Origin of the sequence: Aquamicrobium terrae (genome assembly GCF_040545735.1) — a bacterium.
Taxonomy (GTDB): Bacteria; Pseudomonadota; Alphaproteobacteria; order Rhizobiales; family Rhizobiaceae; genus Mesorhizobium; species Mesorhizobium terrae_A.
The window spans coordinates 96,258-118,729 of the sequence record NZ_JBEPML010000013.1 but is presented as its reverse complement, the minus strand read 5'-3'; the positions used below and the strand labels follow the sequence as shown (position 1 = coordinate 118,729).

Below are 22,472 nucleotides of genomic sequence, written 5' to 3'. Positions count from 1 at the left end.
CACCGCAAGCTCGCCGCCTAAAAGCCAACCCCTGACGAGGCCCGCTCTCCGTTAACGCCACGCCAAACCTGCGCCAAATGTTTCGACGACGGACACTCGAGGAAGTGGGCATTTACGTTCGATGGTTCGATGAGGAGCGCTTGAGAAATCAACTGCGCATATCGATCGGAACGGAGGATGAAAACGCGCAAGTGTTAAGGGTAATCGCCGAATTATTAAGCAGATTTCGCGATGTCGGGCCGAGGGAGTATGAGCCGTTGACCGGCAGGCATTCAGGTGATGCAGCTCCGTGAAAATGTTCGTGCCGCCGACAGAAACCTTAGCAACGACACGCTTTTGTTGCGTCTTGCCCAGATTGCCCTGAGGCGAACGCCATCGCTTTCTCCAGCGATGGGTCGAAAGACCACTCCGTCCATGACATACCGAGCCATAGAACTGCAGACAAAAGCGAGTCCATAATTGATCGCCACCAGGCGCAATACGCTTTCAAACCCTATGTCGTGAACGATGAGCCGATCACAGGAGCGCGGAAGACGGGAACACAGCATCTCCCGGATCTCTTCAGAAAAGGCTCCTTGTCCGGAAAGCAGGAACGTCTCGTCGGCAAGTTGCTCCCAGGATACGGTCTCATTGCGAGCGAGACGATGCTGTGCAGGAAAAGCGACACAAGGTGACTCACGCCATAGCGCTTCAGATGCACACCCCGGAAAAGCCATGTCGCTCTCGGTAATGCAAACGTCAATCGCGCCTCGGATGATACTGTCAAAATGCTCCGGCGCGGATGCCTCGTGGATCGTCACCTTGATTTTAGGCTGAAGGTTCCCGAATCCCTTTAACAGCTCCTGTGTTGCTCCAATCACAAGACCAGGGCCGAGGCCGACTCGAAGAAGGTTGCTCTGTACCCGATGCGCCAAAGTGGCTTTTTCCGCCGCCTGGCTCAATTCCAGCGCGCTTCGGCTTGCCTCAGCCAAGAACAATCGCCCGGCCTCCGTCAGCGCTATGCCGCCGTAGCTCCGCGTGAATAGCGGAAATCCAAGCCGCTTCTCAAGGAGCTGTATGCGTCGACTGATTGTGGATTGATGGACATCTAACGCGCCGGCAGCCTTCCTGAGACTTCGCAGTTCGGCAGCGACCATCGCGTACCGAAGATATCGGAGGTCAAGGGACAAGTCAGGCATAACATGTGCAACTACCGACAGCCCCCCAACTCCTTGGCTCCTGCCGTTCACACACGGTTTACCGTCTGGCGCCGACAAGAAGATGATTCTAGTAGGTCACGATAGCATACATTGCCGACAAATGAATATGGCTTTGTAGCATACGATCGACCATGTCGGCACTAGGACATTTCCCGCACAGGTGTGGCCGTAAGCTGCGCGACAAAATTGCTGACCGCGGGGGACGTCTCATCCCTGCGAAAAACCGCAGCGACTTCGGAGGCGATAGGCTCGCCGCTGACCTGCCGAACTTCTACCCCGGGCAGGTTCAGTACGCCGCACGCGGCGGTTGGAATGACAGAGATGCCTATGCCCAGGGAAACCTGGGTCAGAACCGCCAGCAAGCTTCCGGGAGCCGACACAATCCTCGGATGGAAGCCGCCGCGCCTGGCGAGCTCGTAAGTCCCTGCGCTCTGTTCGGGGGAAATGAAGGGCTCGTCTTTGAGATCGGCAGGTCGTACCGGCTCAAAATCCTCCGTCGCTCGATGCTGTTTCGGCAACGCGAGGCAAAACCGATCGCGCAGTAGAACATGATACTGCAACGCCTCAGGGATCGATATCGGTAACCGAACGAATCCCACATCGACTTGTCCGCCGACAACGAGCTTGGGAAGCAAGCCCATTACGGTCTCTTGCGCGTTCAGGTCAACGCCCGGCCAGGCTTTAAGGAAGTCACTTATCTGGTCCTGGAGCACGCCAGCGTAGGCCGCTGATCCGACATAGCCGATTTCGACCCGGCCAATCTCGCCACGACCAGCGCGCCGTCCGACGCTCTGCGCCCTCCCGAACTGCTCGAGGACACCTCGCGCCTCGTCAAGAAAGATCTCTCCCGCACGTGTCAACGCCACAGAGCGTTTCGTCCTGACAAAAAGTTTGGCGGACAGAGACCTTTCGACCTCCTGGATCTGCACGGTCAATGTCGGCGGAGCGATGTTCAGCCGCTCCGCCGCACGAGCGAAATGCAGCTCTTCCGCAAGAACGACAAAATATCTGAGATGCCGGAGTTCCATCGAGACAACGCCTGTGAATTAGGTGAAGCCTAATAATAAGGAAAATAACCGACAATGCGAGAAATTAGAGCAGCCGCTAGAACACGACCCAAAAAGGTCAAGGAGCCGCACATGCCACGTACGCCCTCGTTCCCACGTCTCTCCGCCGCTCTCTTGGCGGCCACCGTCTTCGCCGCCCCAGCATTTGCGCTTGAGCTGCCCACACGCCAGGTTCTCACACTGGAAGCCGCTCGCGCCGTGGCCGCCGCCGCCGAGGCGAAGGCCTCTGCAGAAGGTTGGCCGTGCGTAATCTCCGTTGTCGACGACTCAGGATCGCCAATTCTGCTCACGCGTATGGACAACGCCGCAGTTCCCGCTGGCGTCGAGTTGGCGCCTGGCAAAGCCAGAACAGCGGCGCTGTTTCGCCGCGAGAGCGGAGCGCTCGAGAACGCGATCAACGGTCAGCGCCCCGCAGCCATAACGGCCAGAGGCTTTGTTCTCATGCGCGGAGGTCTTCCGATCGTCGTCAACGGCCAGGTCGTCGGCGCCATCGGCGTATCCGCCGATACTCCAGATCATGACGAGCTGATCGCAAAGGCCGGCGTCGCGGCGATCAACAAATGAGCGACATCGCACTCACGCGCAGGTCCGCAAACCCGCTCTTCATACTGCTCACTGCGTCGACTGGCTGCGCGATGACTGTACTGGACACAAACGTCGTGGCGATCGTCCTTCCGACGATTGCACGCGATTTCCAGGCAAGTTTCGCCGAGATCGAATGGGTCATCAGCACTTACGTCCTCTGCTTCGCGTCGCTGCTTCTTCCGGCCGGCGCGATCGCCGATCGCTTCGGCCGGCGCCGCATCTTCCTGATCGGTATTGTTTCGTTCGCCATATCGTCACTCATGTGCGGCCTGGCGACGTCGGCGATGGCGCTCTACCTTGCCCGCGCCCTACAGGGCGTCAGCGCGGCGTTCCTGCTCGCTCCGGCTCTCGCGATCATAGGACACACCTTCCACGTCGAGGCCGAACGTAATCGGGCCTGGGCGATCTGGGGCGCGATGATGGGCCTGACCATGGTCCTGGCGCCCATCATCGGTGGCGTGATCGCCTATGCCTTGGGATGGCGCTGGGCCTTCCACATCAATGCCCCGATCTGCGGTCTGTTGGCGGCTGCGGCCGTTCTGCTGGTGGAGGAGTCGAGCGACGCTGCGGCCCGCCGGCTGGACCCGGCGGGCATCGTGTCCTTCACCTCGGCGATGTTCGGTCTGACCTGGGGCCTGATCAACGGTCAGGCTCACGGCTGGGCCTCAGCGAGCGCGCTGGCCGGCTTCATCGGCGGCGCTTTGGCGCTTGGGATTTTCATCGTCGCAGAGCGGTCCCAGCAGCGCCCCATGCTGGATCTGCAGCTCTTTTCAAATCCGCGCTTCGTCGGCGCGGTCTGGGCGATGTTCGCCTACGCCGCCGCAGCGCAAGTCATGGCGTCACTGCTGCCGCTGTTTCTTCAGAACGGTTTGGGCCGGTCAGCCCTCGAAGCGGGCTTCGCCATGCTGCCCTTCGCGCTCGCCATGCTGCTTTTCCCGCAGGTCGGGCGGATTCTCGGAAACCGTCTTTCACCGAGGGCGATTCTCGCGATCGGTCTCGGGCTCGTCGGCATCGGCAACGCATCGACGGCATGGGGAGCGCAACTGGGAGCCTGGCCGGTCGTGATGATGGGAATGCTCGTTCTCGGCAGCGGCGGCGGGCTCCTGAACGGCGAGACCCAGAAAGCCATTATGAGCGTCGTTCCGCGCGAGCGCGCAGGAATGGCTTCCGGGATCAGCACCACCTCTCGCTTCTCGGGCATCCTGCTGGGCTTCGCCTTGCTCAGCGGCGTGCTGGCGACCGCTGTCCGTGGCCGACTGGTCGATCCGGGTTGCGGTGCATCGTGCGCGCCGACGTCGTCCTTCGCCGACGCGGTCATCGCCGGCGACCTGCCGCACGCGGTCGCCGGGCTGTCGGGACCCGCCCGTGAACTCGCGATTGAACACGCGCGAACGGCCTTCTCGTTCGGCTTTTCCATCGCGCTTCTGACCGCGGCTGTCTTCGCGCTCATCTCTTCGTTCTTGGTCTATCGGTTGATGCGAAGCCGATAGATGCGCGCCTTCGCACCATGGCGAGACCCATGCATCATGCTCAGATGTGACGAATAGGCTTAAAGACGTTATCGGAACTGGATAATGGATCAGACGACAAACAAACCTAAGACGAGGCAGGTTATCGCAACCTCGGGCAACGAGACCGCACCGGTTCAGATCAGCTTTCCGGTAGCGCTATTTTGCATTGTATTGGTCGCGCTCCATCTACGGCCTGGTCTCGTGTCGGTCGGCCCATTGTTATCGTCGATCCAGGAACAGTTTCACCTCTCGCATACGGTCGCAGCGCTACTCACCTCAATCCCAAATCTGCTGCTCGGACTGATGGCGTTCCCAGCACCGTGGCTTTCTCGTCGCTTCGGCCGGGATCGCACGATCGTAGGGGCACTTTTAATCCTGACCGTTTCGACGTTGTGTCGAGCCTTTGCGCCGAACACATTCACGCTTTTGGCAACTACCGCCGGCGTCGGTGTCGGTATCGCCGTCTCGCAAACTCTGGTCGCATCTTTCGTCAAGGCCAGCTACCCGGCGAAGGCTGCGGTTGTAATCGGAATCTATGCAACGGCGCTATCGGCTGGCGCGACGCTGGCGGCTGGTCTGACCGAGCCAGTCATCCGCTTTTTCGGAGATGACTGGCGTTATGGGGCTGGTGTCTGGAGCCTGCTGGGCATTCCCGCTGTCGCCGCATGGCTTTTCATCGCACGAAGAACAAAGACGACCGAACGTCGAAGAACGATCCACCGCTTCCCGTGGCGCCACCGAAAAGCATGGGCGATCGCTATTTTTTTCGGATGTCAGAATTTTCTATTCTACAGCGTCGTCGCGTGGCTGGTGCCATTCCTCATCGAGCAAGGTGAGACGAGCGCACTCGGCGGTTTTGTACTGGCAGCGTTTACTCTTGTCTTTACTGTGTCGGTTCCGGTTTTCGGCACCTTCAGCAAAGATCTCGATCGCAGGGGCTGGCTCGCCTTCAGCGCAGGCTGCACCTTGCTCGGCTTGGCGGCGCTGACACTGCTACCCGGTCTTAGTCCTTTCGCAGGTGTCTCGGTTGCCGGGTTCGGGCTCGCTGGAGCATTCACGCTAGGCATGACTCTGCCTCTTGATAACACGAGAGATGAAGATGAGGCTTCCGCCTGGAACGCGTTCGTCCTGATGACCGGCTACGTCATAGCGTCTTCCGGTCCGCTTCTCGTCGGATACCTGAGAGACCAAAGTGACGATTTCAGGCTCTCGATGTTGCTGCTCCTCATTGTTGCTCTGATCATGCTTGTTCTATCTGCGTTTCTTCGACCGAGACAGCACGCCTAAGAAAAGGTGCGACACGTTGTTGCATATAACGAGGACCTGACGATGAATCCACCACTGAGAAGCCCGCTGTCACAGGAGGATGCTCAGCGGTTTGGCAGCGATCCGTTTTCGACATTCCGAGCCAATCTCGCCTCGGTGGAGGACCGCATCGCACGGGCTTGCGCGCGGATCGGGCGCGACCCTGCTTCAGTCCGGCTCCTCGCCATTACCAAAACGGTGCCGGCGCATATTCTCCGCTACGCTTTTGAAGCCGGTATCCGTTGTTTCGGCGAAAACAAGATTCAGGAGGCGATCACAAAACGAGAGGCGCTGAACGACCTGGCCATTGACTGGGCCGTCGTCGGCCATCTCCAGACCAACAAAGTCAAATACCTTGCGCGCTTCGCCTCAGAGTTCCACGCCCTGGATAGCGTTCGTCTAGCCGACACTCTCAATTCACGACTTGAACGCGAGAATCGCACTCTCGACGTTTATGTACAGGTCAATACATCCGGCGAAGAAAGCAAGTTTGGCCTTCAGCCCAGCGAGCTGATGACCTTCGCTGATGATCTTGAAAGATTTCCCAGATTGAGGCCGAGGGGCTTGATGACTTTGGCATTGTTTAGCACGGACATGATGAAGGTCCGGCCCTGCTTCACCCTATTACGACACCTTCGGGACGAACTGCTCCAGAATCACCCCGAGTTCACTGAACTTTCCATGGGCATGACGGGCGACTTCGAGGTGGCAATCGAGGAAGGCGCTACCGTCGTCCGCGTGGGCCAAGCCATCTTTGGAAAGCGGCCGACTTCGGATTCGGATTATTGGCCCGGTTTTGCGCCGGTCTGACCAAGCCCGCAGTGATCGGAAACGGCTCAAGCCAATGACATTTCAAGGCCAGGTCCCCGACGGGTCAGGGGAATGGCCACATGCTGAGGCTGGCACGGAATTCCCACTCTCCTTGTTTCTTAGAGGACCCCGCAGGGACCGGCTTCATACCATCTTCCAGCGTCACGCGTCTCGAGCCAGGCTGCCGCGGCAGCTCGCGCTGACGGAGTGGTTTTCACTTGCACATTTTCGCTGAACATGTATGTTCAATGAAATGAAGAAGCGGAATTACAAGCTGGGTCAACGGGCCATCTCTCAGGAGGAAACGCGGCGACGTATTGTCGAAGCGACCGTTGCCTTGCATGGCGAAATCGGGCCTCGGGCTACGACAATCAGCGCGATTGCGGAAAAGGCTAATGTTCAGCGGCTGACGATCTACCGGCATTTTTCAGACGAAACGCACCTGTTCGAAGCCTGCACATCGCATTGGTTCGACCTCAATCCCCCGCCCGAACCATCCCGTTGGGAACAAGAGCAAGGAATCGAACGCCTGCGTTGCGCGTTGAGCCAGCTCTACGCCTACTACCGCCGAACCGAACGTATGTGGGCTTTGACCTATCGGGACGAGGCCGACGTGCCCGCTCTCGCGAAGCCGATGGGCAAAGTTCGGGCCTATCTTGAAAGCGTCCAGAATGACCTGTCGGATCATCTTGATCCGGAAGCTTCAAACCTCCGGGCACTCACGCTGACCGTCGGATCGGCGATCCAGTTTTGGACCTGGCAGACGCTCGCCCGCGAAGAGCCGAACGACGAGCTCCTCGCGGACATAGTCTGCGGCTGGGTTCGCGGGGTCATGATCAATTCAACCGCGCCCTGAGGGGCGCATCCGCAGAACACGCAAGCCGAGTGGAGCGCCTTACGCCCACGATAGCTTCGATCGACCAGGAGTTTACCGATCGTGCAAAATCTTGAATCAACGAAAGCGCTTTTCGATCGCTGGGAGCGAGTGTGGAACAACGGCGAGCTGGACCTCGTCCCGAGTTGTGTCGCCGAAAAATATATCCGTCATGAGGACGCCGGCGAGCGCATCGTTTCTCCTCAAGAGTATGCAAGCGAGATCGAGCGTCTTCGGTCTGATCGACCGAATATGCGGATCGTCGCTTACGACCACGCTTTCGATGGCGAACGCGCCTGGTATCGCGTCGACTTCAAATGGACCGACAAGGACAGCGGAGAGGAACGAAGCCGTGCGAGCCTCCAGGTGTGGCGGATCGAGCATGGCAAGCTCGCTGAAGCCTGGGTGGCGAACCATCCGGTCGGAACGACCTGGGGTGACGCGGCCGCTCTGGAGAGGTGGACAGCCGAGAAGGGACAGGCCGCAACAAGACAGCTATTTTCCACCTTCCAGCTTGGTCAGCTCCAACTGCGCAATCGCGTCGTGATGGCGCCGATGACCAGATCGCGCGCGATCGGCAATGTTCCTAACGATCTTGTTGCCGAGTATTACACGGCGCGGGCGGACAGTGGTCTCATCATCACTGAAGGAACGTCACCGTCGCCGGACGGCCTCGGCCAACCGCGGATCCCCGGACTCTTCAACCGAGAGCAGGTCACGGCCTGGCGTAAGGTCACCGATCGCGTCCATGAGAAGGGCGGACGCATCTTCGTGCAGCTCATGCATACGGGGCGTGTCGCTCATCCCGCAAACATGCCGGAAGGCAGTAAAATCGTGGCGCCGTCCCCGGTCGCGATCGAGGGAAATATCTATACCGACACAGAGGGACACAAGCCCTATCCCGTCCCCTCGCAGATGAGCACGCTCGAGATCGAACACGCGATCGAGGAATTTGTACAAGCAGCGCGCTACGCCGTCGAAGCCGGCTTTGACGGGGTGGAGATCAACGCAGCGAACGGATATCTGATCGAGCAGTTTCTCCATCCCAGCGCAAACCGCAGATCCGATGAGTGGGGCGGAGAAGGCCGGGACAGATTCGCACTCGAAATCGCCAAGCGTACCGCGTCCGCTATCGGCGGCGACCGGGTCGGAATCCGAATCTCCCCCCATGGAGCCATCAATGATACCGGGCCGTTTCCGGGTGTCGACGCATTCTATCTCGAATTCGCGGCAAAACTTTCGGAACTGGAGCTGGTCTACATTCACCTGGTAGACCACAGCTCCATGGGAGCTCCACAAGTCCCCGCAGATTTGAAGGCGCAGATTCGCGAGCGGTTTCGCGGCGCGTTCCTCCTGAGCGGTGGCTATGATGCGTCCAGAGCGGAAGCCGATCTGGCTGACGGAAAAGGGGATCTCGTCGTTTTCGGACGGCCTTACCTCAACAATCCCGATCTGGTGGAGAAGCTGAAGGTCGGCGCGCCGCTTCGCGATGCCGATCCCCATACTTTCTACACTCCGGGACCAGAAGGCTACACGGAGCTCTGAATTTATGGGGGAACGACACGATCAAGCCCTGCAGGGACGACCGGACCAAGGGACCACATTACTGAATTTCGCTCCGTCTGACAGGCACCGAGAGGAGTCGGTTCCGAGGCGTTGCGAACGGGGTGTTCATGAGTAGCCGCCGCAAAACCCGTGAGCATCCCCCGAGACGCGCATCTCCCCCCTCGATGCGCGTCTCACCCCTCATTCGTCACGTGACGGCCGCGCTGGCCGCATCTCGGGCTCGAAAAGCAGACCGCTTTCAAGGCCGCTACGATAACGTAAGGCTGCGAATACTGGGACTGCTCCTCATGAACCTGGCGATTGTAGCGCTGCTGAACTCTGCGTTGCACATCAGGCTTTTCGAGTATTGGCCGGGGATGACCTCTATATTCGGAGGCGTGCTACTGTTGATCACGATGATCAAGATCGCGCGACCGACCGTTTATCTCGACTGGATGGCGATAGGCATCGCCCATGTTGCGCTTGGCACAATGGTCGCAGAGGATCCATCGCTATCAACGGATAGCGGAATATTCTTGATATTCTGGCTCGTTTCGGCCGCATCTGCCCTCATCATGGTTTGGATCGGAAAGACGCTCAATCTGACCGGAGGCGTCTATCTCGTTGCCGGTGGGCTCACGAATCTCGCCTGCCTTGCCGTGGCCATACTGTTCAACTCGGCAGCACACGGTCCTTTGCCCGACAACATCCTGGCCACGCAGTTGTTGATACTGGGCCTCTCTCTCCTCGGCTTAGGACAGCATCAGGCGCTGCCCCCAAACCAACGCCTCGAATAAAGAACGAGCCGAAACCAAAAGCGTGAAAGGGTTGGTATGAGTAAGTCAATCAAAGTCGATATCTGGTCCGAAATCTCTTGCCCCTGGTGTTATGTCGGTAAGCATCGCCTGCAAGCCGCCCTAGCGACCTTTGCTGCCGAAACAGATCGTCCGGCTGTGAGCATAGAGTTCCACAGCTTCGAACTGGCGCCGGAAATCCCCGAAAACTACAGCCAGAATCACCGAACCTATCTTTCGGAACACTATGGTTGGACAGAGGCGCAGGCGACTGCGGCGAACCGTCAGCTCGAAGCGGCTGGCGCTCCTCTCGGCATCAAGTTCGACTTTGAAAATCGCAAAGTCGTGAATACGCATCGGGCCCATGAATTGCTCCATCATGCCAAGAGGCACGGCATGCAAGCGGAAATGAAGGAAGTCCTGCAGCGAGCGCATTTTTGCGAGCAGGCCGATCTCAGCCGGGTAGAAATTCTGGCCGGGCTGGCCGAGACTATCGGGCTGAACTACCAGGCTGCAGCCGAAGCTGTGCTGTCAGGCGCGTACGTGCAAGCCGTCGATGACGACATCGAAATGGGACGTCGTCTGGGCGTGACCGGCGTGCCGTTTTTTGTGCTCGCCCAGAAGTATCGCCTTTCAGGCGCTCAAGACCCGTCAACGCTTCTCCAGGCCTTGGAAGCTGTCGCGGACGACATTACGGAAGTCGAACCCGCCAATTCGGAGACGGGATCCCCAGCGTGTGGCTGATCCAATTTTCGTACAACGTCGGTGAACGCCTGGGGAGATCTCCGTGGCGCGAAAGCCACTGAAGGCGCTTCCGCCGACGGCCTGCGCGTAGTTTGCGGATGAGCCGATCGAGCAAGAAAAATGCTCGTTCAAGCATGGGGATTATCAGCCGGCGCGCTTAGGGTCCGTCTGGATGGTGCGGCTTCCGGCCACCATCGACCGAAGGTCTCGTCGGGGCCAACGCTTTAGGCGGCTTGCTCACGGACGAACCAGTGCGGTTCTACCAACACTCCAGGCGGATATTCACTATGACCCAAACAACATCGAAATCCCGGACTGTCCGTGTCGCGGCCGTCCAATACGCTCCCGATTTGGAAGCGACCGAAGGAACGGTGCGCCGCGTGCTCGAGGCGGTCGCAGAAGCGGCGTCGAAAGGAGCGCAACTCGTTGTCTTTCCTGAGACGTTCATTCCATATTATCCGTACTTCTCTGCCGTCCTGGCGCCTGCAGCCATGGGTGCGGAGCAAAATCGCCTCTACGAAAACGCAGTGCAAATCCCTGGCCCTGTTCCGGATGCGCTCAGCGATGCCGCGCGCAGGCACCGGATCGTTCTGGCGGTGGGCGTCACCGAACGAGACCACGGATCGCTTTACAACACCCAACTCGTCTTCGACGTCGATGGAGCGCTTATCCTCAATCACCGGAAGATTTCGCCGGCGCCGCACGAGCGCCTGATCTGGGATGAAGGCGACGGCACGAGCATCAAGGTCGTCGAGAGCACGGTCGGACGCCTCGGCGCGCTGACATGCTGGGAGCATTACAATCCGCTCGCGCGCTTCTCGCTGATCGCGCAACACGAGGAAATCCATATTTCCACATATATCGGCTCGATCTTCGGCCCCATCTTTGCCAAGCAGACCGAGACGCAATTGATGAATCACGCCCTGGAGAGCGGCTGCTTTGTCGTGAATGCCACGGCTTGGTTGAGCGATGAACAGCGCGCGAGCATCACAGACGATACAAAGATGCAGGGCGTGCTGACCGGCGGCTGTATGACCGCGATCATCGGCCCCGATGGACAACATATCGTTCCGCCTCTCACCGAGGGTGAGGGCATATTGGTCGCTGATCTCGATTTCTCTGAAATCACCAATTCCAAGCGGATCCGGGATTCGGTTGGCCATTATTCACGACCGGATCTGTTCAGCCTCGCCGTTCATAGCAAAGCAACCCCGCATATCCGCGGCATTACCCGCGCCGAGACAGGTCCGCGCGACACCGACCCAGCGGCACATTCTGAACAAACCGCCGACCAGGAATCCTAGAAGTCGGAAATCAGGGCCGTGTGGAACCTAGCACGGCCCTGTATAATGGATGGATATCGTAACGACTGGATTGATGGATTGCTTCCACAAGACGCCCTGAGCCAACTTCTCTTGCTGCATCCCGTGCGGACCGAACTGGACACGCGCTGCCGCTTGAATGCTCCTTGGCGAATGGCGCATCCCGCCGCACCAGTAAATGTCGCCCCTTACCACCTCGTCGTCGAAGGCGCAGCGAAGGTCGACGTCGAGGGACACGGCACTATGGCCTTGAACACGGGCGACATGCTCGTCTTCCCCCGCGGCCACGCCCACCGGCTCTATACCGCTGACTCGGACGCCGCCACGCCTTTGTACACCGTCTACAGAGAGACCCCGGTTCTCCGTTTGGCTAACGATGCCGCCGGTTCGGCCACGGACATTCTCTGTGGGCAGTTTCACTTCGATGCGGCCGGCTCTCGTACGCTGTTTGACGCCTTGCCAGACGTCGTTCTCGTTCGTACCGCCGAACGAGTCGAATTTCTTGGGTTGCAGTCGCTGATAAGGCTATTGCGCGATGAAACGAACGAGCCGCGACCAGGGGCCAGCGCAGTCGTTTCCCACCTCGCCTCTGCGCTCCTGCTACTCTTGCTGAGGGCCTGGCTCGAGCAGGCACACGCCGTGCCGGGCTTTTTTGCGTTGTTGGCGGATTCGAGGCTGAATCGAGCGCTTCATGGCATGTTGAATGAGCCCGGGGAGGCGTGGACGATCGAACAATTGGCACGGGCATGCGGAATGTCACGCGCGAGTTTTGTCCGCAGCTTTCGCATGGCGGCGGGCAAAACGCCCGCGGAGCTTCTTCTAGCCATCCGCATGACCCACGCCGCACACTCGCTAATCCGGACTCGCCGGAGCATAGGGGAGATAGGAGAGAGCGTCGGATATCGATCGGAGGCGGCCTTCAATCGAGCCTTCAAGAGGAGCTACGGAATGGGACCCGGGCTTTTCCGGCGTCAACAGCCAGATGACGTCACCCTCCCACTGCCGCCCGCAAGCCCAACTCAAAACAGCCTCGCTTCCGCAGAACGCAGATGAGGATCAAGGATCGGCCTGGCACCATGTATATGCTTTGGCAAAAATACCGGATCCGCTACACGGACGAAGGAACCGGGAGGCCCGTGGTTTTTCTTCACGGTCTCGGTGGACAGGCGTCAAATTGGATCTATCAGCGAAATTATTTCGCTTCCCGCCAAAGGGTCATTTGCCTTGAACTGCCAGGACAAGGGGCTTCCGAAGGAAAAGAGGTGAGCTTCTCCGAATACTGGAACACCCTTGAACGGCTGCTCGATCATTTAGGTGTCGATGCGGCCGACCTTTGCGGGCTCTCCAAGGGCGCGCGCGTCGGCCTCGACCTCGCGGCAAAGGCTCCCGGTCGCGTTCGGCGCATGGTGGTTGTAAATGCGTTCGCTCATCTGGAAGCCGAAGATAGCCGCACCCGGCGCGATCTATACGCCCTCCTTGGCCAGCAGGACGGAACGCTGCAATGGGCGAACCGGCTGATCGCACTGATGGGCGTCCAGGACTATCCGGCAATCGCAAATGGTTTTCGCCGAGCCGCATCGCACTTGGATGCAGCCCACATTCAGAGAATCTTCAACGAACTGATCGAATACGATCAACGCCCGCTGTTAACGGACGTCACCGCGCCAACCCTGCTGGTTCGCGGCATGCGTGACGGTTTCGTGCCCGAATACTGTGTCGAGGAGATGCACAAGCTGATCCCGAAATCGACGATAATCCGGTTCACGGACGCAGGTCATCTTCCCTATCTGGAGCAGCCCACCCTGTTCAATGAGCGTATCGCCGCGTTTCTCAACGCGTAAGCACGATCAATCCGAACGACGGCCGCCGTCTCGTTTCATCGCCTGCCAGCATGGTGGGCCGTTCTTCAATCGCGCCTAACCTCAAATACGCGCTCTTCGTCTGCGCCGACAACCAGGCAGGTAAGTCGTCCCGACGCGTAGGCGCCGGTATCGATGCCGATTCGGTTCGATCGGAAGACCGGCTGATCGACGATCACATGTCCATGCACAATCCTGAAGCCCCAATCGTTCTCACTGCTGAGGAATGGCTCACGTATCCACATCAGGTCATGCGCTGTCTGTGACGCTAACGACCGTTCCGGGTTGACCCCGGCGTGCACGAACAGAAAGTCGCGCCACCGGAATGAGAGGGCCAGATTGTTCAGAAAATTCTTGTGGCTTTGCGGCAGTTCCCGATCGAGGCGGTGACGCAGATCCGTCCAGGACGTTCCTTCGCTTTCGGAAGGGGGACGCACGCCATAGCTCTCGAGCGCTTCGCGCCCACCGAAATTCATCCAGCTTGCTCCGTGCGATACCGGATCCACCAGGAACTTGATCATACGATCCTCATGGTTTCCCTTGAGGAAGATTCTTGCCACGTGATCGGCGAATGGTAATGACAGTCGCTCCAGCACCTGAGCCGAGTGCGGGCCGCGGTCGACGTAATCACCCAAATAGCAGATAACAGGCCGTTCAGCGCCGCTGCTCGCAATGTCCTTTGCAATCAGGGAATTCATCTCGTCCAAAAGATCAAGGCGACCATGAATGTCGCCGACTGCATAGATCACGGTAAATTCATTGCCGCGATCCGGCGCTGTAATGTCGATCTGCGCTTCCGGCTTCAATTTCGGCTCACTCGCTTTTATTGCTTCAACCATCATCTCTCCTCTTACGGCCGAACCGCTCTTCAAAGATCAAGTTCAAGGCTCTCGCGCTGCTTTAGCCAATGTGTTTTCGTCGAGAAGTCGCTGTTCTGAAACGTCTCAAACGCTGCGCCGCTCTCCTCGCTGAAATGTTTCCACCCCTCGAAGTGGAGAGGAACGACGACGTCAGCGCGAAGATCGTTTGCATACTTGATCGCTTCGACAGCGGACAGGGATAAGTGGATGCCTGCGTCGGGGCCAGGGCTGACATGGCCGATATGCAGGAGCGCGAGACTGACCGGCGCGGCCCGCTCTGCAATCTCGATGGTGCCATCGAACGGCACGGTGTCGCCTGAGATGTAGATCGGGCCCTGCGCAGTCCGTTCATCCCAGTCGATCAGAAATCCGGTGACGGGGCCGGTCAGATCCTGGGTGCCGTCAGGGCCATGTTGCGCTGGCGCGGCAGTAACGGTTATGGCGAACCCGTCGGCCCCCGTGATGGTGGACTGCTGCCAAGGCTCAAGCCCGGTAGCATTCGCGCCAAGCCGGCGCGCGGCCTCGGGCGTCGTCAGGATGAGAGGGATGCGGGTTAGGAGCTCGCGGCCCCTTGTGTCGAGGTTGTCGCTATGCTGATCGTGGCTGAGGAGTACAGCGTCAATGCGGCCGAGCTCGTCGACCGACATAGCCGATGGCGTGGTTTTCTCCAGCGCTATGACGCCGTCATCATATTTCGTGCCGGCATCATCGAGCACCGGATCGGTAAGAAGCCGAAGCGAGCCGATTTCGATGATCGCCATCGCTGTGTCGAGATAAGTAATTTTTACATGCATGACTTTGATGTCCCAATATCGTTTCAACCGATATCCAAGCAGACGGGATCGCGGTAAGCTAGATGAAGAATTTTCTGAGTAAACGAACCACCGAGTGAGAACTTGTCACATGGCGTACCAACCTAAGCGCGCTCCCCTCGATCCCTGTCCGGTCGAGGAAGTCATCGGACTGATCAGCGGGAAATGGAAAGCGCGCATCCTCCTGCTGGTGTTCAGCGGCTATCAAACTTTCTCCGAGCTGGCGCGAATGTTGGGGGAAGCACCCGATCAAGTGCTGGCGAGCCAGCTCAAAGGGCTGATCTCCGATGGGTTACTCTACAAGTCACCCCCGACGTTTCAGAACGGAAGCGGCTCTCGCTATAGCCTGACTGAACAAGGGCGCAGCCTGATGGGGTTGCTTCAGGTGATCTCAGAATGGGGTTTGGCCCGCCTGGATCAGCGCGGCGCCTTTTGGACGCCTCCGGAGCAAAGAGGAGACGAGTCCTTGCGCTCAGAGTCGTCCGCAGCGGCCTGACATCACTCCGCACGGGATACTCGGACATCGCGAGGCGAATCAGGATCTAACCGGTGGCGCGATCCGAGCGCAGGCGCTCCCGTCGTCTGCCTTTTTTCGATGCGCCACACACCCAATGGGCGGACGGTAATGCGTCGACAAGGCGTCCCCTGCTCGATGGACGAAAAGAAGCTAACGGTCCGGCTCTAGCCGACACATCCGCAAGGAGGGGGAATTTTGAAGCTTGAACCTGACCTGGAATCTCCGCGCAACCGAGAGTCGGGCAGCACACCCACGAATATGCCGCTGCCCGTCTACCTGTTCGCAGCGGCGATCTTTGTCACGACGACCTCCGAGTTCATGGTCGCCGGAATCATGCCATCACTTTCCAAAGCGTTCGGCGTCTCGATTGGTGAGGTTGGAAACCTCATCTCGCTTTTTGCACTGGGCATGACGATCGGCGGCCCGCTGGCCACCGCGCTGCTTCTGTTCCTCAAGGTGCAAAACAAGCCCGGACTGCTCTTGCTGCTAATTCTGTTCGTCGCCGGGAGCGTCCTGACGTCAATTGCGTCGGACTACGCCACAATGGCGCTTGGACGCATCGTCCAGGGCGTCGCCAGCGGCGGATGTTTCGGGATCGGAATGACGATCTGCGCCAATCTCGTCCGCGCCGACGCCCGCGGCCGCGCCGTCTCGCTCGTGCTGGCGGGTTTGATGTTCGCGCCCGTGCTAGGGGTGCCGGCGATTGCACTTATTGACCAGACGTTCGGATGGCGCGCGAGTTTCTCGGCAATTGTCATTCTGGCCGTCGTCGCGACCATCGTGATTGCGATCGGCGTCCCTGCATCGAAGCGCGCGGAATTCGCCGACCTGCGCTCCAGCTTGGCAGCGCTCCGGAATGGGCGGCTCTGGGCGGCCTATCTGACGAGCGCGCTCATCTTTGGCGCGACATTTGCGGCGTTCAGCTATTTCTCTCCGATCTTCACTGACCTCGTCGGTCTGCCTGCCTCGGCAATTCCGATGCTGTTGGCGACCTATGGCATCGCCAATGTCATCGGCAATCTGATCGTCGGACGTCTTGCTGACCGTTATACCCTTCTGGTGCTTCTCACCGGACTGTCCGTGCTGGCGGCAGCGCTTATTATTTTCGCGCTCTTCGCCTCGGTCGCCACCATCAGCATCGGGACGTTCATCGTGATCGGTCTGTTCGGCATAACGATGAATCCGGCGTTGACCGCGAGGGTCATGCGCGCCGCACATCCTGGCCCGATGGTGAATGCCGTTCATTCCTCTGTCATCACCGGTGGCCTTGCGGCCGGCACCTGGGCAGGCGGGCTCGGCATCGACGCGGGTTATGGCCTCACGGCGCCGCTTTGGGTCGGGTTCAGCCTCGCGCTTCTTGGGCTATTGAGCCTCGCGCCGCGGGCGGTGCGAAGGCTGGCTTGAGGGCCATCCGAAATCGTAACGCGGTCATCGAACGCCTTGTTGGGGCACAGTCCCCCGCCCGTAGGGACGGGGGACTACGACAAGCTACTTTTTCTGCGCGAACAGTCCCTTGACGCGGGCGCCAAGATTTTCGTCCACCGAGGACCAGTACCAATAACAACGTTCTTCGACGCTTTCCGAAACGCCAATCATTGCCGACGAAATATTGTCGGCCAGACGCTCGCGTTCATCATCGTTGAGCACTTCCCGGTAGAGGATGCCGGGTTGGACGAAGTCACCATCTTCGGCATGCTTGACGTAAGCCCCGCGACGCAGATTGGCGCCATGCGGATCCGGAGACACATAGACGTCGCGAGCCTCGCCGTAATCGATATCCGTTCCTGAGGAAGAGGTCTCGCCGTCATCCAGATAACCGGCCCCCTTGTCGAAGCGGTTAGGCGAGTAGGTCGGCGCCTTTGCCTCGTTGAACTGGTATGCCATGCTGCCTTGGTGGGAATATGTATTTACCGGGTGCAGCGGCTGGTTGATGGGAAGCTGATTGAAGTTCGGTCCGATGCGGTAGCGTTGCTGATCGGCATAAGCGAATAAGCGACCCTGCAGCATCCGATCCGGAGAAAAGCCGATACCCGGGACGATATTGCCGGGGTTGAGGGCTACCTGTTCGATCTGAGCATGATAATTGACGGGATTGCGATTGAGAATGAAATGCCCGACGTCGATGCGCGGATAATCCTTCTTCGACCATGTCTTCGTCACATCGAATGGGTTGAACCGATAATTCTCTGCATCGCCGACGGGCATGATCTGCACTTTCACGTCCCAGATCGGAAAATCACCACGCTCGATGGCCCGGTAGAGGTCCTCACGATGACAGTCAGCGTTCCTGCCTGCCGTCAGTTCGGCTTCGCTCGCGGTGAAGTTCGCGACGCCCTGACGGCTGATGAAGTGGTACTTGACCCAGAAGGGTTCACCCGCCTCGTTGATCCATTGGAAGGTGTGCGAGCCATAGCCGTTCTGGTGACGGGTCGTTTTCGGGGTGCCGCGGTCACCCATGAGATAGGTCACCTGATGGGCTGACTCAGGAGCTCGGGTCCAAAAGTCCCATTGCATGTCGGCATTGCGGAGGCCGGTTGCACCGTTGCGCTTCTGCGAGTGGATGAAGTCAGGGAACTTCATAGGATCCCGGACGAAGAAGACCGGTGTGTTATTGCCGACGATGTCGTAGTTGCCGTCCTCGCTGTAGAAGCGCAGAGCGAAGCCGTGAACGTCGCGCCAGGTGTCCGGCGAACCGGACTCGCCGGCGACTGTCGAGAAACGGGTAACCATAGGGGTCACCGTGCCAGGCTGGAACAGCTTGGCCTTGGTATATCGCGAAACATCACCCGTGATATGCAGCTCGCCAAAGGCGCCGTGACCCTTGGCGTGGGGTATCCGATCCGGAACCATCTCGCGATTAAAATGGGCGAGCTTCTCGACCAGATGGACGTCGCTGAGGATGTTCGGCCCCTGCTGGCCGACTGTGACGGAGTGGTTCTCCGAGGGGACAGGGGCTCCGTTGTGAAGATTGGTGGATGATGTCTGCGGTTTGACGATTCCGCGGTACAACACCTCATCAACGCGCGAAACGCTGTTGCCTGTTTCTTCTCTCTTATCAGTCACGTGTCATTTCCTTTTTTGGGGTGCAAGTCATCTCGGGTGCCTGTCTTGATTTTTATCTGTGTGGTTGCTGCGAAACCCTGCGAGGGATGTTTGCGGCGTCGAGGAAGCCGGCCTTCCGAAAATCTGGCGGCACGGGTCAGCTTTCGGTAGCCAAGGTTCTTTTCGACATCGCGCGAGACCGTTGGATTCCTCCGATCAGAGTTTGTAACCATTCAAACCTACAGGGTGGTTGGCATAGGTTCAAATTGCATTTTTCGATCAAACTTGATAACCTTGCCTTATGATCAAATTTACCATCCGGCAAATGGAGTATTTCGAGGCCTTGGCCGATACTCAGCATTTCGGACGGGCTGCCGCTTTAGCCGGTATTAGCCAGCCCGCATTGTCTGCGCAGATTGCGGAGTTGGAGACCCGGCTCGGCGTGCGGCTGTTCGAGCGAGGAGGTAGGACTGCACCGCTCACCGAGGATGCCCGCGCGCTGAAGCCGCGCATCGATCACATTCTTTCGGAACTCCGGGCGATCGAAGCCACCGCGCAAAGAGGCCGTCCGACTATGGAGGGGCAATTCAGGCTCGGTGTCATCCCGACGGTTGCGCCTTATCTGCTTCCGCGCATGCTCCCGCCGCTGCGCAATCGCTTTCCGGCTTTCACATTGGAGCTGCGCGAAGCGGTGACGGCGACGCTGGTCGAAGAGACCGCCACTGGGCGCCTCGATGCCATCATCGCCGCTCTGCCGCTCGATCATCCCGCGATCATGGTTGAACCACTCTTCGAAGATCGGTTCTTCCTTGCCGTATCCGTTGCCGATCCCGCCTTCGCCTCTCCGCCTGTCCCACCGGACAACCCAGCACTCGAACGGTTGATGCTGCTCGAGGAAGGCCATTGCATGCGCGATCAGGCGCTTGCAGTCTGTGACAGAGTGCGCACGACTGCGATCTCGAACTACGGCGCCACCAGCCTCACGACATTGTTGCAGATGGTCGCACACGGCCAAGGCGTGACGTTGATCCCGGAGCTGGCATGCTCCGCCAGCCAGGCGATTCCCGAACTCAAGGTGGTGCCTTTCGCAGAGCCGGCGCCCTTCCGCACACTTGGCCTTGCATGGCGCAAAAGCTCCAGCCGCGTGAGAGAGTGCCAGACCTTGGCCGAGATCATTCGCGAGGTGTCAATATCTGCACCGCAGCTCGACCACCCCTCTTGATCCGACTCGGCGCGGCATGCGTTCCGGTTGATGTGATGGCGTGAGGAACTGCGAGGAGTTTCTGTCGTGTCTCTCAGGCCAACATCGCATGACGGTAGGGCATCCGTGGGCGGCAGTCGGGTCATGCAGCCAGGCGGTCAATGCCGTCGTTGCGAGCTCGGTCACTTAGTGAGGTTCATGAGAACTCGCATCAGTGCGAGCGGTGATTGTAGTGATGGTGCGGGCGGTCGGACTCGAACCGACATATCCGTAAGGACGGCGGATTTTGAAGACCTTGGCCGAGATCATTCGCGAGGTGTCAATATCTGCACGGCAGCTCGACCACCCCTCTTGACCCGACCCGGCGCGGCATGCGTTCCCGCTGATGTGATGGCGTGAGGAACTGCGAGGAGTTTCTGTCGTGTCTCTCAGGCCAACATCGCATGACGAGTGGGGCATGCGTGGATGGCAGTCGGGTCATGCAGTCAGGCGGTCAATCTGTCGTTGCGAGCTCAGTCACTTAGTGAGGTTCATGAGAGCTCGCATCAGTACGAGCGGTGATTGTAGTGATGGTGCGGGCGGTCGGACTCGAACCGACATATCCGTAAGGACGGCGGATTTTGAATCCGCTGCGTCTACCAATTCCGCCACGCCCGCACATTGCCGCCGATTCTATCCTCCGCGCTCTGCACCTATTCTGCACCTGGCGCATTTTGAGGCTTCTTCGACTGCTTTTCTCCTACCTCCATAACCCTCTGACTTACAACAGCTTTTCAACTCGCCGCGATATTCTGTCGCATGGTAGACAAACCTCTTTTTGAGTGCGCCGCGTCTACCAATTCCGCCAATGGGGCATCCGACTGCCCCATACACAAGGCGAGGGACATGCTCAATAGGTTCCGGGGCCGACAACCGGAAAATCTTGCGGCCTGCGCCCGCCGCTTCCCGGCGGATCATCCCTTGCGGATAAGGCTGCGGGCCCGGTTGCGCAGGCCGCGCACCGCCTTGCGCGCCTCGCTATAGAGATGCATCTGCGAGGCCGCCTGACGTGCGGCCCTGTCGGCCGCCGGCGTCAGCCCGATGATGAAGGTTCCCATCTGCCGCCGCTCGGCCCACAGCCGGCTCATCACCGGGTGGTCGGGCACCGCGCAAGAATCGGTGAAGTCGATATTGGGGTCTTCCAGATGCTGGCGGGTAACGTCGAGCATCAGCAGGGTGCCGGGCGAGAAGGTGGCAAGGCTCTCGTCATAGGCCGTCTTCCACGTATAGGCGACGCCCTGCTCGACGAACACGACGAGGCTGGCGATGACCCGCCCGTCGAGCATCAGCGAATGGATGCGGCACATGTCGCGTTCGGCAAGCCTGTGCACGGCCTCGCGGGCAAAGGCCGCCTGATAGCGGTCGACCGTCATCGCCGTGCCCTTGCGGCCTTTCCAGCCTGCCGACTCCAGGGCCAGGAAGCTCTCCATGGCCGGGCGCACCTCATCGGGCGCGCGCGCGACCTGATGGATGACCTTGCCCGTCTCCTCCAGCCGGCGCCGCAAGCGCCGGAACTCCCGCAAATGATGCGCCCGCAGCGACGCCTTGAGATAGGCCTCGCCGTCGAGATCGCTTTGCAGCACCGGGCGCCCGGCCTCGCCGGTCACGATCAGGGTAAGCTGGAGCGCCTCCGCCGCGGACCGCAGTGCCCGCGCCATCGGCCCGCCGAGGCGCATGTCGGGCAGCACCATGACCCTGGGCAGGCGCAGATGCGGGCGCGCCAGCATGGCGAACAGGTCTTCCAGCACCCCCAGCGGATCGTCATGGTCGACCAGCGGCGTGCCGACCGGCCCGAACGGGTTCGACCAGGCCCGCATGACCGGCCCCCCCAGCGGCACGTTGGGTCGCTCGATGGAAAACGGGACCAGCAGCCGCAGCCGCGAGCGGAACTCGTCGCCGTCGCGGATCACCGCCAGCCTCACCTCGCGGTCTTCCAGGCGCGGCATGGCCGGCGCCAAGAAACGCGGGTTGAAGAAGATGTTGGGCTCGATGGTGCGCGCGCCGAGATGGTCCAATTCCTCGACAAGCTCGAAGCCGGCCGTCGCCGGATAGATAGCCAGCGTTCGCTGCGGGCGGCGGCTGGTCAGGAGTTCGAGCTGGGCGGGGTCCACCCCTTCGCGCGCCAGCCCGGCCAGTTCCGAAACCAGCGTACCGGCAGGCCCGCCGCTGGTTTCCTCGATCAGGGGAGCGGCGGCCACTAGGCACCCCTTGCCCGGACGTGGCCGGCTTCCGCCGCGCGGTCACTGCGGGAGACGCACGACGCCGGCCGCCCCGGCTCTCGTCCGGGGACGCGGTCGGCTGCCATGGCCATGGGACAGCGCACCCTCTCGATCTCCCAGTTGCACGCGCTAGGACCAGTCGATCCTGAACCTGTCTAGGGTCCAAC

The 22,472-nt window shown here is 59.6% G+C and carries 20 protein-coding genes, 1 tRNA gene and 1 pseudogene; 14 read left to right on the top strand and 8 right to left on the bottom strand.

The window, feature by feature from the left end:
- Positions 1–272: 272 nt before the first annotated feature.
- The 3 genes and pseudogenes from ABID37_RS18010 to ABID37_RS18000 form a co-directional block, all read right to left on the bottom strand.
- Positions 273–971: a LysR family substrate-binding domain-containing protein gene (locus ABID37_RS18010; protein ID WP_354197285.1), complete on the bottom strand. Its 699-nt coding sequence runs from the start codon at positions 969–971 to the stop codon at positions 273–275.
- Between the two features lie 18 nt (positions 972–989).
- A pseudogene (locus ABID37_RS18005) lies at positions 990–1,178 on the bottom strand (helix-turn-helix domain-containing protein); the annotation flags it as partial.
- Positions 1,179–1,339: 161 nt separating this feature from the next.
- The gene (locus tag ABID37_RS18000) at positions 1,340–2,227 is read right to left on the bottom strand and encodes a LysR substrate-binding domain-containing protein (RefSeq protein WP_354197279.1); all 888 of its coding nucleotides are present in this window, start codon (positions 2,225–2,227) and stop codon (positions 1,340–1,342) included.
- 111 nt (positions 2,228–2,338) lie between these two features.
- Here ABID37_RS18000 and ABID37_RS17995 point away from each other — a divergent pair, with 111 nt between their 5' ends.
- The 11 genes from ABID37_RS17995 to ABID37_RS17945 all read left to right on the top strand — a co-directional run bounded on the left by ABID37_RS17995 (position 2,339) and on the right by ABID37_RS17945 (position 13,597).
- Positions 2,339–2,830, top strand: coding sequence for a GlcG/HbpS family heme-binding protein (locus tag ABID37_RS17995; RefSeq protein ID WP_354197277.1), 492 nt, complete (start codon positions 2,339–2,341; stop codon positions 2,828–2,830).
- Positions 2,827–4,341, top strand: coding sequence for an MFS transporter (locus ABID37_RS17990; RefSeq protein ID WP_354197275.1), 1,515 nt, complete (start codon positions 2,827–2,829; stop codon positions 4,339–4,341). Before ABID37_RS17995 ends, ABID37_RS17990 begins: the two co-directional genes overlap by 4 nt.
- An 84-nt stretch (positions 4,342–4,425) precedes the next feature.
- Positions 4,426–5,649 (top strand): MFS transporter, encoded by a 1,224-nt coding sequence (locus tag ABID37_RS17985; protein WP_354197273.1) that lies wholly within the window; start codon positions 4,426–4,428, stop codon positions 5,647–5,649.
- 42 nt (positions 5,650–5,691) lie between these two features.
- A complete protein-coding gene (locus ABID37_RS17980; RefSeq protein ID WP_354197271.1) occupies positions 5,692–6,477 on the top strand; it encodes a YggS family pyridoxal phosphate-dependent enzyme in 786 nt (261 codons plus the stop codon).
- A gap of 241 nt (positions 6,478–6,718) precedes the next feature.
- Positions 6,719–7,333 (top strand): TetR/AcrR family transcriptional regulator, encoded by a 615-nt coding sequence (locus ABID37_RS17975; protein WP_354197269.1) that lies wholly within the window; start codon positions 6,719–6,721, stop codon positions 7,331–7,333.
- Between the two features lie 81 nt (positions 7,334–7,414).
- Positions 7,415–8,896, top strand: a complete 1,482-nt coding sequence (locus ABID37_RS17970) for an oxidoreductase (protein WP_354197267.1) — start codon at positions 7,415–7,417, stop codon at positions 8,894–8,896.
- 308 nt (positions 8,897–9,204) lie between these two features.
- Complete coding sequence (locus ABID37_RS17965) at positions 9,205–9,693, top strand: hypothetical protein (protein WP_354197265.1); 489 nt, start codon at positions 9,205–9,207, stop codon at positions 9,691–9,693.
- 36 nt (positions 9,694–9,729) lie between these two features.
- Positions 9,730–10,434, top strand: coding sequence for a DsbA family oxidoreductase (locus ABID37_RS17960; RefSeq protein WP_354197263.1), 705 nt, complete (start codon positions 9,730–9,732; stop codon positions 10,432–10,434).
- 287 nt (positions 10,435–10,721) lie between these two features.
- Positions 10,722–11,738: a nitrilase-related carbon-nitrogen hydrolase gene (locus ABID37_RS17955; protein WP_354197261.1), complete on the top strand. Its 1,017-nt coding sequence runs from the start codon at positions 10,722–10,724 to the stop codon at positions 11,736–11,738.
- A gap of 45 nt (positions 11,739–11,783) precedes the next feature.
- Positions 11,784–12,809 (top strand): AraC family transcriptional regulator, encoded by a 1,026-nt coding sequence (locus tag ABID37_RS17950; protein ID WP_354197259.1) that lies wholly within the window; start codon positions 11,784–11,786, stop codon positions 12,807–12,809.
- On the top strand, positions 12,806–13,597 hold the full coding sequence (locus ABID37_RS17945; RefSeq protein WP_354197257.1) for an alpha/beta fold hydrolase: 792 nt from the start codon (positions 12,806–12,808) through the stop codon (positions 13,595–13,597). Before ABID37_RS17950 ends, ABID37_RS17945 begins: the two co-directional genes overlap by 4 nt.
- Before the next feature lie 65 nt (positions 13,598–13,662).
- Here the strand turns inward: ABID37_RS17945 and ABID37_RS17940 are convergent, their stop codons facing one another.
- Positions 13,663–14,457 carry a metallophosphoesterase family protein gene (locus ABID37_RS17940; RefSeq protein WP_354197255.1) on the bottom strand — a complete coding sequence of 265 codons (795 nt, stop codon included), beginning with the start codon at positions 14,455–14,457 and terminating at the stop codon, positions 13,663–13,665.
- A gap of 26 nt (positions 14,458–14,483) precedes the next feature.
- Entirely contained in the window at positions 14,484–15,296 is an 813-nt protein-coding gene (locus ABID37_RS17935; protein ID WP_354197254.1) for an MBL fold metallo-hydrolase, read from the bottom strand.
- Positions 15,297–15,378: 82 nt separating this feature from the next.
- Between ABID37_RS17935 and ABID37_RS17930 the strand changes: the two genes are divergently transcribed.
- The gene (locus ABID37_RS17930) at positions 15,379–15,783 is read left to right on the top strand and encodes a winged helix-turn-helix transcriptional regulator (RefSeq protein WP_354197253.1); all 405 of its coding nucleotides are present in this window, start codon (positions 15,379–15,381) and stop codon (positions 15,781–15,783) included.
- A 216-nt stretch (positions 15,784–15,999) separates the two neighbouring features.
- Entirely contained in the window at positions 16,000–17,208 is a 1,209-nt protein-coding gene (locus tag ABID37_RS17925; RefSeq protein WP_354197251.1) for an MFS transporter, read from the top strand.
- An 84-nt stretch (positions 17,209–17,292) separates the two neighbouring features.
- Here the strand turns inward: ABID37_RS17925 and ABID37_RS17920 are convergent, their stop codons facing one another.
- Positions 17,293–18,867: a catalase gene (locus tag ABID37_RS17920; protein WP_354197249.1), complete on the bottom strand. Its 1,575-nt coding sequence runs from the start codon at positions 18,865–18,867 to the stop codon at positions 17,293–17,295.
- Positions 18,868–19,147: 280 nt separating this feature from the next.
- On the opposite strand from ABID37_RS17920, the gene ABID37_RS17915 reads away from it, so the two are divergent.
- On the top strand, positions 19,148–20,068 hold the full coding sequence (locus ABID37_RS17915) for a hydrogen peroxide-inducible genes activator (RefSeq protein WP_354197247.1): 921 nt from the start codon (positions 19,148–19,150) through the stop codon (positions 20,066–20,068).
- A gap of 549 nt (positions 20,069–20,617) precedes the next feature.
- Here ABID37_RS17915 and ABID37_RS17910 read toward each other — a convergent pair.
- Positions 20,618–20,704 (bottom strand) — tRNA-Leu (locus ABID37_RS17910).
- Positions 20,705–21,000: 296 nt separating this feature from the next.
- Positions 21,001–22,284, bottom strand: a complete 1,284-nt coding sequence (locus tag ABID37_RS17905; RefSeq protein WP_354197245.1) for a GNAT family N-acetyltransferase — start codon at positions 22,282–22,284, stop codon at positions 21,001–21,003.
- Positions 22,285–22,472: the final 188 nt, after the last annotated feature.